The following is a 14397-nucleotide window of genomic DNA, read 5'->3' as shown; positions in this document are numbered from 1 at the left end:
AAATTATCTTTTTATATAAGTTAAAGAAAATCAAGTAAGTAGTTTATTAATTGCTACAAACAACTATCAATTTTGCATTTAAATTTCGTAATAATCGTCGAATAATTTTGTTGGCAGATAATTTTAAAGTATAATGTTAGATGATCAAACGTTAATGTTTGCTCGTAATTATCAAGTAGTTTTAACTCGCCTTAAGGATTAAGTTATACAAAAAGGCTAAATAAATACTTATTTAACGCAAATAAATCAATATTATAGTTTTTACTAATAGGTTTATTTGGCTTTGTTTATTAACAATGAAATTACTATCACCAAGGAATCATGAACAACAACAATAATAATAAACGCAATAATAATCGCGATGGCAACCGAAACCAACGTAACCAATTGCCACTAATGAACAATGCCATTCGTTACCCGTCCTTTGTTTTGATTGATGAAAATTCCACAAACCTAGGTGAATTAGTGCGGGCGGAAGCCTTAAGAATTGGCGAACAAAGAGGTTTAGATGTGGTGATCATTTCACCAAATGCCAAACCACCAATCGCTAAATTGATGGATTATGGCAGGTACCTTTACGATCAAAAACGTAAAAAACGGCAGTCAAAGAAAAAACAGACTGTGATTCGGGTTAAAGAAGTTAATGTGAAACCCACAATTGGTAGTCATGATTTAAGTTGACGGGCCGAAAATGCCAAACGCTGGCTAGATGAAGGTTTTCACATTAAGTTTACAGTAAAGGCTTTTAACCGAATGATTACCCGTGATGAAATCATTAATAAACTTTTCCAAAGTTTCATGGGAATGATTGGTGATAGTGGCGAAATTGGTAAAGAGTTTAGCCGCATTGCTTCAAATATGTACGAAGCCATGATTGTACCTAACAAAAATCGCAAGTCAGTTAAAGCTACAACCAGGATTGATGAATCTAACAATCATACAGAAGGAGGAAGTTCCGATGCCAAAAATGAAAACTAAAAGTGCCGCTGCCAAGCGCTTTAAAGTGACAAAAACCGGAAAAATAAAACGTAAGCACGCTTATACGTCGCATTTAGCACCTAACAAGACAACTAAGCAAAAACGACAATTACGTAAAGTAGGTGTTGTCCACGAAACCCAATTAAAAACGATTAAGGCATTGCTGCAAGATTAAAGGAGAACCGTTATGCGTGTTAAAGGTGGACCTGTTACTAGACAACGACGTAAAAAATGATTAAAACAAAGTGAAGGTTCGTTTGGAACTCGACACACTTCGTATAAAGTTGCCAAACAAACTGTTATTAAGTCAGCAAAATATGCTTACCGTGATCGTAAAAACAAAAAACGTGAGTTTCGTGCCTTATGAATTACGCGTTTAAACGGAGTTTTACGTGAATTGGGTATCACTTATTCGGTATTCATTAATAAGTTACATCAAAATAAGATTGCAGTTAACCGGAAAATGTTATCGGAATTAGCAATCCAGCAGCCTGATGCTTTTAAAACCTTTGTGCATACGATCATTAATCAAGATCAGAAAAATGAAGTGAAACCTGAACCATCTTGTTAAATTACAAAAAAATCTAGATGCACATGTTTTTAAAAAAGCAAATGCGTCATATGAAAGTACAACTGCCAAACGCCAGATGGCATTAGTTGTGGAACTTGCTGAATGAGCCAATGAACTACGTTTTTTCAAATTTTGATCACTTAAAAAACAAAGTTCAATGGAAACCATTTTCGATGAGTTTGCCGATGTTTTGCATTTTGCTTTAAGTTTTGCCGTTCAGTTTAATGTTGATTGTGTTTTTAAAACCAAGTATGAATTGGAAGCATTTGATCTTATTAGTAGTTTTAAAAAACTGATGAATGCTTCCTTGTTAATTAATGATGCTGACAGCACGTTAAAATTTCTACAAGATTTATTTTTAATTGCAGAACATTTAAACTACCAAATTGGCGAAATTGAAGCTGCTTATGTGAAAAAAAATGAAGTTAACATGATGCGTGCCACATCGGACTACTAACTTATATAACAATATAAGTAAATTCTAAAAAAGTCCCTAATAATATACCTAAAAATTCGCTAAATCTAGAACCTAGTTTTGACCATTTTTTTCAAATCAATTATTTTCTAGTATACTTTTATTAGTCTTGTTTTGGGAAGTTAAACCGATATTTTCCAAGCAATATTCATAAGTATTCAAAAGGAGTAAACACATGAAATCATTTAAGCATTTGTTTATTTTTCTCGGAACGTTAGTGCTCTTTATTTTTCTTGTTTGAGTCTTTTTAACTACCTTCTGGTTCCATAATCTTTTTAATCCTGCTGAAATGTGAAGAAGATTTTTTAGTCAACATGCTTCACAATATGCCCGTGGGGGTCAAGGTGCTGATTTATCTTTATATCCCCAATTTATTGATCGTGGTAGCGTTTTGGGTAGGATTACTGCTTTTAGAAATTTTTTAAGTTCAACTATCATTCCCGGTCCTAATTGAATAACTCCCGTAATTCTTTTATATTTATTGCCTTTTGCGATGGGCATAACTTTTTCTGTCAGCATTCTTCTAATAATTAAATTGGTGTCATACCTAGCATATGGTCGAAAGCATAAACATGAAAAAGTTGGTCGATATGATAAGTATGATGATCGTTCTGGTAATTATCAAAATCGTAACTTTCATGGCGGTAATGGAGAAAAATTTATTACCCGTACGCGCCAAATTCGTCCCCAATATTATGATGATTTTGGAACTGTTCCTAATAAAGCAATGCGAAGACATGGCAGCAATATCCCTGAACCGTACGGATATCGGGAAACCCAACAATTTCGTGACAAGAATTTTTAATTATCAAAATTAACTACTTTAATGCCGCATTAATTTAAATTGACATTTTATAATTGATTATGACAAGCCTAGAGTCATTTGTATAGTATAATTTAGTTGTCCCGATTTTTTTTGAATGCTTTAACCATTTTCAAAAATGGTTCATGGCAATCTCTTGTAGTCTTTGTTTTTAAAACTGATCATTGACGTTCACTTAATGTGTTTTTGAGTTTTATTCTCTTAAATTTCTAGTAATTGTTCATATCGATTTGATTAATTTTTTTGCTGTTTAATTTAAAAGAACAGTCAGTAAGTTTATATGAAAGTTGTTCTTTAAAATCATTACTAATTTCGTAATTAATTTCATTTTATTTTGCGATTGATCGTTTCTACATTTCTACATTCCATGTCAAAATTTTCTTACCAAAATCTCAATAACTATTGGTTGTTAAATTACCAAAAATCGAAAAACTTTTTTACTAATTTAATTAGTACTAAATCAAGCATTACTATTGTCTTTTTTAAGATTGTTGTGCTCTTGTCTTTGTTTATTGTTAGTCTATTAACTTTATTTCGGCTAGATTCGTTATTTTTTGCGAGCGAAAAAATTGGCATTACCAACATTTTACATTTGAATACTCCTGAACTAAAACTTCAAAATTCTTTTGCAATTTTCCGTTCAACCATTATTTATCTAACCATTTTAGTTGCCTTTTTTAATGTTTACAAAAATTTAAATAAATATTATAAAGATTACACTAAAATTATTTTGTGATCCATTTCAAACTTACTTCCCGGATTTGTCGCCATTTTTAGTTTTTTCTTTTATACATATGAACGAAGCTTTCAAGACACTGCTAGTTCCTTTGGGAACCTGTTTTTCTTTAGTTTGATTTGGATTTACATTTATGCTGTTAGTTTAAGTCATTTTCTATTTGTTGAAAAAAGATTTTTGAAATTAAGTTCATACAATAATGTAAAAATTAAACTAATTAATGTTAACTATTACAGCAAGATTTTCACATTACTAATCTTTTATGTTATTTTTGGATTTTTGGCTTTTAGCGGGAACCAAGCGGCCAAAGTCTTTGAAAATAACGCCATTATCGATACCATTGATCGCCTTTTAGAAAATGTGAACCGACCGGCCGAAATTGTGATCATTTTCTTTTTATCACTTGCCGGCTTTACCCTTTTTGCATTAAATAATTTATCGTTTTTGTTTTATGCTAAAGAATCAAAAGTGATTCGCAATCATTTTGCAAATTTTACCCAATTTGCCCTGGTTATTTTTGCAAGTGTTTTAATCTGGTATAGTACGGTCGCTTTTGGTATTTTTCCAAACCTTAATTCAATTCTCAACCCGAATGCTCAACAACTGCCAGTTAATTTTTATGTTGTTGTAGCCATTAATGCATTATTAGTTATCGTATATTATATTTTAAAAAGCTTAAGAGTTAGTCCGTTTTTAGGCGTGATTAACTCTTTCTTTTTAGTAAGCCTATTTATTCTGTTTTCGTGGTTAATAACGATGATTTCAGTCAGTGTTAACCAGAATGATTATGATACTTATAAAGTGATTTGGAGTTCGTTGTGAACTAGCGGGTTACTCTTAATTGACTTGGTTGCTAGAATGCGTAAAAATTTACTAAATTACCAAATCATGTCGATTGTTTTGTTTGTAGTTAATTTAATTGTTTTAACTGTGATGATAGGTTTTCGAATCATTTTAATAAATAACAATAATTTTTTAGATTTAGATCTATCAAATATTTCTTTTGTAACCAAGTTAATTGTTTATTTATTTGCTGTTTTTGTGACTCAAGTTATTTTTGGTGCCATTATTTTTTACAAAAGGCACCGTTTTTCACGTTCAAACCTCAAAAAAACAGCGGTTGCCAAATTCAAACCATATAAAGTCCAAGAAAAGTAGGGTATAGTTTATGTCGCGTTTAAAATCAAAAAAAACTACTCAAGGTGCAAATATTTTCGAGCAAGAAACTGATATTTATGTGAAGTATGATGAAGTAATTCAGTCTCCTGATTTTATTTCATTTAACCAACTACTTGGTTCAACAATGTTAATGACCAATAATGGGCCTGAAAGTAAAGTGGTTTCATTATTTAAACAGATGATTGGTCGAGCTTTAAACAAGCAAATTGACATTGTTTTTAATTCATTTGTGATTTCATGAGTTCGTAACATTCGCATTAGTTTAACCAAAACCATTCCCACTATTGATAAATCAGAATCATCTAATGTTGAATCTTTAAATTTAGTTGCAGTAACTGAATCAAAAGTACTCAATGATTTTTACAAGATTTTTAATACCTTAGTAGATGCGTATTGTTTAGATGAAAATCGTTATATTGAAGTGCTACCTAATATTATTGTTTTTCAAGTAAAAGGAACCAAATCGTTAAAAATTATCTTTAATAAACAAGCGATTTTGAAGTAAAAAATTAGGTTTAATTGATGGATATTAAAAAAATTAAATTACAACTTAAAAATTTTACGGGAATCAAAAAAATTGTTTCGTTAAAACGAAATATTTCCATGATTCAAATTAACCAGTTAATTAAGAAAATGCATTTTTTTGTGAGGAATGTGCTTCTTAGTAAGAACTTAATTCAATTAATTGTTGAACGTAATAACATTGAATCGTTATTGTGAAAAAATGAAAGCGACCGGGTCCAATTAAATCGTAAAAAGTTTCTTGAAAAAACGTTATGAATCTATTTAACAAATATTCAAAAATATACAAAAACTTTTTACGATCGAACTAATGAAACTATTTTAAAACTGCACAAAAAGCAAGATGCTTACATTTGTTTGGGAAAAGAAGCCAAACAATTTATTAACGACCATCAATTTCATTTGTTAGAAAGTTTTGATGACTTTAGCAATCCGCACACTTCGGCCAAACTTTCCCGAATTTTAAAATACCACGTTTTAAACGATGGGTACACTAATGTTAAATTTGTTTTAAATACCAATAAAGTCGATGATTATGTGGTCAATGTCTTTCCTATTAAAAACTTTGACTTTCGTTTTGATTCGGAAAAAATTTCGAAAGAAATTAACGAGTTAAGTCTAGACACATTTAAAATTTATCCAAACATTAACGAATTTCTTGAAGCGATGATTACCAATTATTTTGAAAACATTGTTGATACAATGATTACCGAAGCATCGTTTATTAATTACAAAAATAAATTAATTGAAGAAAATCGCCAACTTAAACAGTTAGACGAATTGATTTATAAAAGTAAACTTAATTTAATCAAAACCTTACGCGAAAAAGAAATTGAAGAAATTGTGATGATTACAGATGGTAATAAGCGGATTGGAGAGCAATATTAATGACTAGTAAAAATAGTTTTAATTCTTTACAAATTAAATTAATTAAATCTGACGGTAACATTAACATCTGGAATGTAAACCAAATGTTAATTTACAATGAATTAGAACAACTTTGGGATAAAGTTGAAGGCAATGTTTTAATTAAAAATAATAACATTTTCTTAAAATTTATTAGTGATCGTAAAAAAGATCAATATTTAATTTTAGCAAAAAGTATGATTCAAAAAAAAGAACAAATGGTCGTGATTTATTTAAGCGAACCGTTAGTTGTTTACTACCAAGATAAAATTAATATTGCCGCTAAAAATCCCCGGTTAAAAATCCAAGAACTTAACAATCGCATCCAACATTTAACCCAATTACAAGACTGGGGTCTTTCAATTAATGACCAAATTGAATTGGAATTAGTAATGGAAGAATTAAAACGGTATCAATTTATTGACCTGTTTAGCCTTGTTGCTAAAATAACTCGATAAAAGGGACAAATATGAATAATAAAATAACTATTAAAGCAATTTTAGATAACGTTGTTGAAGTCCAGGGAAGTTATGGCTTTTATGAAGGCCAGTTTTTTCAAGCCAAAAATAATCCGACAATTAATGCTTATTTGATCACTGCGACTGAAAAGGGTGCGTTTTTACTAGTTGATAAGCGAAATGATATTTTAAAAATTGGTGATGAATTTATCGAAAATCCCAATCTAAAATTTATTCATTCATCATCAGCATTTTTTGGCAACATAATTAACATTTTTGGCGAAGTGATCTTACCTAGAGAATTTAAAGTGAATTATGACATCCAAAAAATTGCGAATTTATGAACTAAACCCGTTAATATGTTAGGTCGGGAAATCTTACAAGAGCAACTTTATACGGGGATTTTAGGAATTGATTTATTTACACCGATTGGTTTAGGACAACGACAATTAGTTCTAGGCGATCGCAAAACGGGCAAAACGCACATTGCACTAAACATGATTGTAAACCAAATGAACCGCAATGTGAAGTGTATTTATGTAGCAATTGGTCAAAAGCGCGAAAATTTATCAAGTGTTTATGAAACTTTAAGAAAACACGGAGCACTATTTAATACTATTGTGATTGAAGCGCCAGCAACTAGTGCTTACCAACAATTTTTAGCACCATATGTTGCCATGGCTCATGCTGAAAATCTTTCCCATACGCATGATGTTTTAATTGTTTTTGATGATTTAACACAGCACGCTCACGTTTATCGGGAATTATCGTTGTTAATTAACAAACCAATTGGTAAAGAAGCATTTCCGGGCGATGTTTTTTATTTACATTCTAAACTCTTAGAAAAAAGCGGTAGATTTATTGGACGTAAATCAATTACTTGCATCCCGATTGTCAAAACAATTAATAACGATATTACCAGTTTGATTTCCACAAACATCATTTCGATTACTGATGGGCAAATTGTTACCGATTCTGATTTGTTTGCTCAGGGAAAACTTCCAGCCATTAACTATAATTTATCGGTTTCGCGAACCGGTAACGCTGTTCAAAACCAAACCACTAAATTAATTGCTGGCGAAATTCAAAAAATCTATTTAGGTTTTAAAAAACAAATCCGTTTAGCAAATTTAGACTATGAATTAAATAAACAAACTAGCGAATTGATTTATAAAGGACGTGAAATTGAAAAGTTATTGAATCAAAAAGGACTAGCAACTTATAGCGAAGACTTTTTATTGCTTACTGCTAAACTAATTACCTGGGGTATTTTACAATACATCTCAGATACGGACCGGGCGAAAAAATTCATCGAAACTTTGATTAATTATGATCCAGTTGCTAATTCCATTTTTAAAACAATTGTGAATGGCACCAGTTTTCATAATGACTTAATGCGCAATTATTTTGCTTCAGCTTTAAACCAGTACTTTGCAGCAAAGAAGATTAATAATTACATTCCACTAGATATTGAGTTTATTAAATTTAGCAAAGCGGAAATGCGGACAATTATTTCAAAAATGGAGGCCTAATAGTGACTGGGAAAGTTGTTAATATCTACACGAATGTAGTTGAAGTTGAGTTTGAAAAAACGTCATCTGATTTAGTAATCGATCATATTTTAAAAGATGAAAAAAACCAAAACATTTTACAAATTAAAAAAATCTTATCCGATACAAAAATTTTAGCGATTGTTATTGACTCATTCCAACCAATCAAGATTGGCGATGTTTTTGAAAACACCCAATATCCATTATTAGTTCCCGTGGGTAACGGTGCCAAAAACAATGTTTTCGGAATTAAAGGTAATGCATTAACCCAAAATCTGATTACTGAAGCCATTCGCTATATTCCGATGAATTCCATTACTGCGAATAAAAACTCGCTTAAAGTTAACCGGGAAATTATTGAAACTGGAATCAAAGCCATTGATTTTTTCATTCCCATCCTCAAAGGTTATAAACTAGGAATTTTAGGTGGTGCTGGTGTTGGTAAAACCGTTTTAATGAAAGAAATTATTTTTAATTCTCAAAAAACCCAAGGTCAAGTTTCTTCAATTTTTATTGGTAGTGGTGAACGTTCCCGTGAAGGATTAGAACTTTATCATGAATTATTAGAATCAAACTTGATGCACAATACGATCATGTATATTTCGCAAATGAATGAAGCACCAGGAGCGAGAATGAATATTGTCCCATTCGGAATTACAAGTGCTGAATATTTGCGCGATTTTCAAAACGAAACCGTTTTTTTATTTATTGATAATATTTACCGTTACATTCAGGGGGCAAATGAGGTTTCCTCTTCGCTAGGTAATAAACCTTCAGTTGGTGGTTACCAATCGACATTAGATAGTGACGTGGCTGCTGTTCAAGATCGCTTAACAGCGACTGAAAAAGGTTCGATTACGGCTTTTGAAACCGTATTTTTACCAATGGATGATTTAACTGATCCGGCCGCTGTCTCGATTTTTAGTCATCTAGATTCAGCGTTAGTATTGTCGCGTGAATACGTTGAAAAAAACCTTTATCCAGCCTTTGACCCCTTGGCATCCAATGCTAGCAGTGTTAATGTTGATATCATTGGCGAAGAGCATTTTAACGCAATTATTCAGGCCAAGTCGATTTTGCAAAAGTACAAAGAACTTGAAGATGTTATTTTAATTTTAGGGTTTGATGAATTAGATGAAGAAAACAAAGTTATTGTTGAAAAAGCGTTGCAACTGCAAAACTTTTTTACCCAACGCTTTTTTGTCGCTGAAGCTTACACTAAAGAACCAGGCATTTTTGTTCCGTTAAAAGATACCGTTCGTTCGGTTCTTGAAATTATGAATGGGAAGTACAAAGGGGTTAGACCTGAGAAGTTTAATTTCATTGGCTCAACTAATGATTTACAACTCGATTCATAAATAAAGTAAATTATTAACAGTTACTTACTTATTAAATAAAACAATTTAATGTTTTAATCTAGTTATTTACGACTGATTAAGCATTAATTTTTATTGGTTTTGACCATTTTTAAAGTGATTTTATAACAGATCAATATTGTGTTGCTATAATGATAAATGTTGGACCAAGTAAGGGATATGTATGGCCAGTTTAATCATCAAAGATCTTAGTGTCAAAATTAACCAAAAACCAATTTTAACCAAGGTTAATGCCAATATTGAAAGTGGTGACATTGTCGCCATTATGGGACCAAACGGTCATGGTAAATCAACATTACTAAAAACAATCATGGGCCATTATTTAACCACGATTACTCGCGGCCATATTAAGTTTAAAAACCAGATTTTAAATAAGTTAGACACCGATGTTAGAGCCCGGTTAGGCTTATATTTTGCTTCGCAAACTCCCGAAGAAATTCCTGGTGTGAAAAATATTGATTTTTTTAAAGCAGCCGTTAACGCTCGGCTAAAAGAAAACATTAAACTACCTGAACTTTTCAAAAAAGTTCAAAAAGCCTTAAAAGATTTGAAAATGTCGCCAGAATTATTAACCCGTGCTGTCAATGAAGGTTTTTCTGGTGGCGAAAAAAAGAAAAATGAAATTTTGCAACTAAAAATTATTAACCCTGAATTCGCTTTATTAGATGAAATCGATTCTGGATTAGATGTCGATGCTTTAATGATTATTACCGGACAATTAATTGCTTGAAAAGCCGAAAAACCCAAGGAACGGACTTTAATCATTGTTTCTCATTATGAAAGAATGTTTAATTTAATTAAACCTAACAAGGTTTTTGTGATTGTTAACGGCTCAATTATTACTTCAGGTGATTACCAACTTGCTAAAAAAATTGATCAAGAAGGCTATAATTGGTTACGCCAAGAATTTAAAGTGGAATTTAAAGAAAATAAACAAGCCGATCACGATGGTTTTATTTTGGAAGATTCTTTAGGAAAAATGTATGCTAAAAAATAGCACAAAACTAGCTGAAAAAAACCTTTTTTTAGAAGTAAAAAAAAGCAAAAATTACCTCGATTACATCGTTGCAGACAACTTTAAAACTACTATTTCTGTTTTAGATTTGCTGACAAAACCAACCGATTTAAATTTACATCTTAAACTAGGTTATCATTCATCGGTTAAAATCATTATTTCCAGTTTTGCAAGTGCAACATGAACCAAAAATTACCAGGTAAAAATTGATCATCGTGGCGATTATGGCGTTAGTGATTTTCAATGTTATGTTGTAGCTAGTAAAAAAGCAACTGTTAAAGTCCAAATCGTTAGTGATATTAAACCCAAAACTAATAACAATAATACTGCTCAAAAAATTAAGGGAGTTGTTTTGTCAGATGATGCCAAAATCCATGGTGAACCCCAATTAATTATTGATGATAATAACGTGAAAGCCGTTCATGCCATGGCCATTGGTCGGATTAATCCGAATCACTTATTTTATTTAATGTCCAAAGGCTTACCCAGACAAATTGCGATCCAACAAATTTTAATGGGTTATTTTAACACGACATTAACGACCATTCCTGATCCGAAAAAAATTGCCAAATACCAAACAAAAATTGCGAACTTATTTGAGGCGAACTAAGTATGGTTATCTCCAAAATTCGTGAGCAATTTGTGTGGTTTAAAAACCATAAAGATTTAATTTATTTTGATAGTAATGCAACTAGTTTAAAACCTAAATCAGTTATAAAAGCCATGCAAGATTATTATGAAAATGATACTTACAATCCCCATAACGACACTTCTATTTATACTAGTCACGTCGGTAAAAAAATTGATTTAATTCGACAAGCAACTGCAAATTTATTATCGTGTAATAATGATGAAATTATTTTTACACCAGGGGGGACTTATGCCTTAAATCAAATCGCATTTGGTTTAAAAGCAAGCATTAAAAAAAATGATGAAATCTTACTTCCGCAATACGAACATGCTTCCAATTTTTTGCCATGATTACAAGTTGCTAAACTAACTGGGGCAAAACTTGTTGTCGTTAAACAAACTGCAGAAATGGATATTGTTGAACCGATTTTAAAGGCGATCACTAACAGAACCAAAGTTGTTAGTTTTGCTAGTTGTTCAAATTTATTTGGTACTGCTATTGATCCGATTAAACTAGCTATGTGAATTAAAAACAAAAATCAAAATTGTCTTGTTGCTGTTGACGCCACCCAATCAGTTCAACATCACCAAATTTCTCTAAAAAAAGGTTATGTTGATTTTTTAGTCTTTTCAGCTCACAAGGTTTTTGGACCAACCGGTTTAGGAATTTTATATGTCAAAAAAACGTTGCAACAATTACTAACTCCATTGATTTACGGTGGCGGTGGTTATCTTGACTATGATCCGTTAAAAAAAAGCGTGCTGTTAAAAGAGAACCATGAAGCGTTTGAAGCGGGAACGCCAAATGTTGCCGCAATTTTTGGCTGAGGAGCAGCTCTTGATTTTTTAAACGAAATTTCGTATGAAAAAATTTCGAGTTTAGAAAAAACGTTAAAAAAATATTTACTTACTAGCTTAAAACAAGTTGATGGGATTAGTTTGCTAGATGTTGATCCGGTTAGTCCGACCGTTGTTTTCAATTATAGAAATTATAGTCCTCAAGATATCGCTTATTATTTAAGTACAAAAAAAATTATTGTTCGAGCTGGTGTTTCTTGTGTGCATCTTGCTAAAAAAATGGCAACACCCGCCCAAGGTTTTGTAAGAGTTTCATTAATGTTTTATAATACTAAAAACGAAATTGATCGATTGATTGAAGCATTGAAAGAATTTAAGGTAGGTGATAGCCTTGTCGGTTTGATCTAAAAATGATGATGCTAAACGTTTATTAATTATTGATAAATATGAAAATCCAAAGTTTAAAATTGACAAGGAATCTGCCCAAAAACTTAGTAAAGATTACCATTTTTTAAAAGCCTATTCAAATTCTTGCATGGATAATTTTGATTTTTATTTAAAGATTAAGGATCATCAAATTATTGACATTAAATATTGTGGCGAAGGCTGTGTGATATCGATTTCAGCAAATGAAATTTTATGTGAAAACATTTTGGAAAAATCCCAAACGAAAGCGATTAAAATTTTTGAAAATTTCTTACAACTTGTAACCACGGGTAAACCGATTTTAAAATCTGCTTTACCTGAAATCTTTTTTGTTTTTGATAAATTGTATTTACAACCGGGAAGAATTAATTGTGCTAGTCTTGCAACTAATTCTTTATTAAAATTTTTGGAAAGCCATTCATAATGCCAATATCTAGAAAAATCTTAAACAAAAAATACCAGTACGGTTTTAGCGATGGCGATATTTCAGTATACAAAACTAAAAAAGGGATTTCGCCTGATGTTGTTCGTGCAATTTCCAAAAAGAAACAAGAACCCGAATGAATGTTACGTTATCGTTTAGATTCCTTAGCAATTTTTAATAAAAAACCCAATCCAAATTTTGGTCCGGATTTATCCTTTATTAACTATGATGAAGCCATCATGTTTTCTAGAGCTGCAACTACACCTAGTACCAAATGGGAAGATATTCCCGAAAAAATTAAAAAAACTTTTAAAAAATTAGGAATTCCTGAAGCTGAAGCAAAATTTTTAAATGGCGTATCAACGCAATATGATTCGGAAATGGTTTACCATAATATTCAAAAAGAATTGTTTGCTGCTGGTGTCATCTTTACTGATACTGATCAGGCTTTAAAAAAACATCCCGAATTATTTAAAAAATATTTTGCAGCGATTGTGCCCAATACTGATAATAAATTTGCGGCATTAAATGGGGCTTTTTGATCGGGCGGATCATTCATATACATTCCCAAAAATGTTGAAATTAAAAAACCCTTACAAGCTTACTTTCGCATTAATGGCGAAAAGGTGGCCCAGTTTGAACGTACCATTATTATTGTTGATGAAGGGGCAAAGTGTCACTATGTTGAAGGATGCACGGCACCAGTTTATAGTTCAGATAATTTGCATTGTGCTGTTGTTGAGGTTTTTTGTCATAAAAATGCAACTGTTCGTTATACCACCATTCAAAACTGATCAGACAATGTCTTAAACTTAGTAACCAAACGGGCCATTGCTTATGAAGGGGCCAAAATGTCGTGAATCGATGGGAATATTGGGGCTAGAATCAACATGAAATATCCCTCAACGATTCTTGCTGGTGATTATTCTAGTTCTGATTGTATTTCGATTGCTGTTGCTAATAAAGGGATTATCCAAGATGCTGGGGCGAAAGTGATTCATTTAGGAAAACACACCCGTTCGAAAATTGTTTCAAAATCCGTTTCCTTCAATGGGGGAAACACAATCTATCGGGGTTTAGTTAAAATTGAACCCCAAGCCTTGCATTCTAGTAGTAAAGTGGAATGCGATACGCTTTTAATGGATAAAATTTCGCGAACTGATACGTTGCCAACCGAAATTATAGGCAATAAGGATTCGCAGTTAGAACATGAAGCCAAAGTTTCAAATATTAGTGAAGATCAATTGTTTTACATGATGAGCCGGGGAATTCCGCGTGAAGTTGCCGAAAACTTAATTGTCCTAGGTTTTATTGAGCCATTTTCCAAAGAATTACCCATGGAATATGCCATTGAATTAAACCGGTTGATTGCTATGGACATGACAGGCTCAGTTGGATAATATTTCCTAAAAATACTCAAATTTATTAAGAAAACTTTTTATACAATAAAAAAGGATAAATCATGCACATTTTTTACTTTTTTGACATCATAATTTTGAAAAATTCGTCAATGTAAATGTATAATTATAA

General features: G+C 31.6%; 16 protein-coding genes. All 16 read left to right on the top strand.

Annotation, left to right across the window (positions count from 1 at the left end; genetic code table 4):
- Positions 1-321: 321 nt before the first annotated feature.
- Entirely contained in the window at positions 322-978 is a 657-nt protein-coding gene (infC, locus tag ABDB96_RS00980; protein WP_343251655.1) for a translation initiation factor IF-3, read from the top strand.
- Positions 959-1153, top strand: a complete 195-nt coding sequence (gene rpmI / locus ABDB96_RS00975; protein ID WP_343251654.1) for a 50S ribosomal protein L35 — start codon at positions 959-961, stop codon at positions 1151-1153. Before infC ends, rpmI begins: the two co-directional genes overlap by 20 nt.
- Positions 1154-1165: 12 nt before the next feature.
- Positions 1166-1549, top strand: coding sequence for a 50S ribosomal protein L20 (gene rplT, locus ABDB96_RS00970; RefSeq protein WP_343251653.1), 384 nt, complete (start codon positions 1166-1168; stop codon positions 1547-1549).
- The gene (locus tag ABDB96_RS00965) at positions 1521-2006 is read left to right on the top strand and encodes a dUTP diphosphatase (protein ID WP_343251652.1); all 486 of its coding nucleotides are present in this window, start codon (positions 1521-1523) and stop codon (positions 2004-2006) included. The genes rplT and ABDB96_RS00965 overlap by 29 nt, the downstream gene beginning before the upstream one ends.
- A gap of 193 nt (positions 2007-2199) precedes the next feature.
- The gene (locus ABDB96_RS00960; protein ID WP_343251651.1) at positions 2200-2829 is read left to right on the top strand and encodes an MG319/MPN454 family protein; all 630 of its coding nucleotides are present in this window, start codon (positions 2200-2202) and stop codon (positions 2827-2829) included.
- 517 nt (positions 2830-3346) lie between these two features.
- Positions 3347-4741: an MSC_0624 family F1-like ATPase-associated membrane protein gene (locus ABDB96_RS00955; protein WP_343251650.1), complete on the top strand. Its 1395-nt coding sequence runs from the start codon at positions 3347-3349 to the stop codon at positions 4739-4741.
- 10 nt (positions 4742-4751) lie between these two features.
- Entirely contained in the window at positions 4752-5267 is a 516-nt protein-coding gene (locus tag ABDB96_RS00950; protein ID WP_343251649.1) for an MSC_0623 family F1-like ATPase-associated protein, read from the top strand.
- 17 nt (positions 5268-5284) lie between these two features.
- Positions 5285-6172, top strand: coding sequence for an MSC_0622 family F1-like ATPase gamma subunit (locus ABDB96_RS00945; protein ID WP_343251648.1), 888 nt, complete (start codon positions 5285-5287; stop codon positions 6170-6172).
- The gene (locus ABDB96_RS00940) at positions 6172-6648 is read left to right on the top strand and encodes an MSC_0621 family F1-like ATPase epsilon subunit (protein WP_343251647.1); all 477 of its coding nucleotides are present in this window, start codon (positions 6172-6174) and stop codon (positions 6646-6648) included. Before ABDB96_RS00945 ends, ABDB96_RS00940 begins: the two co-directional genes overlap by 1 nt.
- Positions 6649-6659: 11 nt before the next feature.
- Positions 6660-8180 carry an MSC_0619 family F1-like ATPase alpha subunit gene (locus tag ABDB96_RS00935; RefSeq protein WP_343251646.1) on the top strand — a complete coding sequence of 507 codons (1521 nt, stop codon included), beginning with the start codon at positions 6660-6662 and terminating at the stop codon, positions 8178-8180.
- Between the two features lie 2 nt (positions 8181-8182).
- Positions 8183-9556, top strand: a complete 1374-nt coding sequence (locus tag ABDB96_RS00930) for an MSC_0618 family F1-like ATPase beta subunit (RefSeq protein WP_343251645.1) — start codon at positions 8183-8185, stop codon at positions 9554-9556.
- Between the two features lie 181 nt (positions 9557-9737).
- Complete coding sequence (sufC, locus tag ABDB96_RS00925) at positions 9738-10571, top strand: Fe-S cluster assembly ATPase SufC (RefSeq protein WP_343251644.1); 834 nt, start codon at positions 9738-9740, stop codon at positions 10569-10571.
- Positions 10558-11199 carry a SufD family Fe-S cluster assembly protein gene (locus ABDB96_RS00920; protein WP_343251643.1) on the top strand — a complete coding sequence of 214 codons (642 nt, stop codon included), beginning with the start codon at positions 10558-10560 and terminating at the stop codon, positions 11197-11199. The genes sufC and ABDB96_RS00920 overlap by 14 nt, the downstream gene beginning before the upstream one ends.
- A gap of 2 nt (positions 11200-11201) precedes the next feature.
- On the top strand, positions 11202-12425 hold the full coding sequence (locus ABDB96_RS00915) for an aminotransferase class V-fold PLP-dependent enzyme (protein WP_343251642.1): 1224 nt from the start codon (positions 11202-11204) through the stop codon (positions 12423-12425).
- On the top strand, positions 12409-12867 hold the full coding sequence (locus ABDB96_RS00910; protein WP_343251641.1) for an iron-sulfur cluster assembly scaffold protein: 459 nt from the start codon (positions 12409-12411) through the stop codon (positions 12865-12867). Before ABDB96_RS00915 ends, ABDB96_RS00910 begins: the two co-directional genes overlap by 17 nt.
- Positions 12867-14267, top strand: coding sequence for a Fe-S cluster assembly protein SufB (gene sufB / locus ABDB96_RS00905; protein WP_343251640.1), 1401 nt, complete (start codon positions 12867-12869; stop codon positions 14265-14267). The genes ABDB96_RS00910 and sufB overlap by 1 nt, the downstream gene beginning before the upstream one ends.
- The last annotated feature ends 130 nt before the right edge of the window (positions 14268-14397 follow it).

The organism is Mycoplasma amphoriforme A39 (assembly GCA_000723365.1).
Taxonomy (GTDB): Bacteria; Bacillota_I; Bacilli_A; order Mycoplasmatales; family Mycoplasmoidaceae; genus Mycoplasmoides; species Mycoplasmoides amphoriforme.
This window is presented reverse-complemented; position numbering and strand designations above follow the sequence as displayed.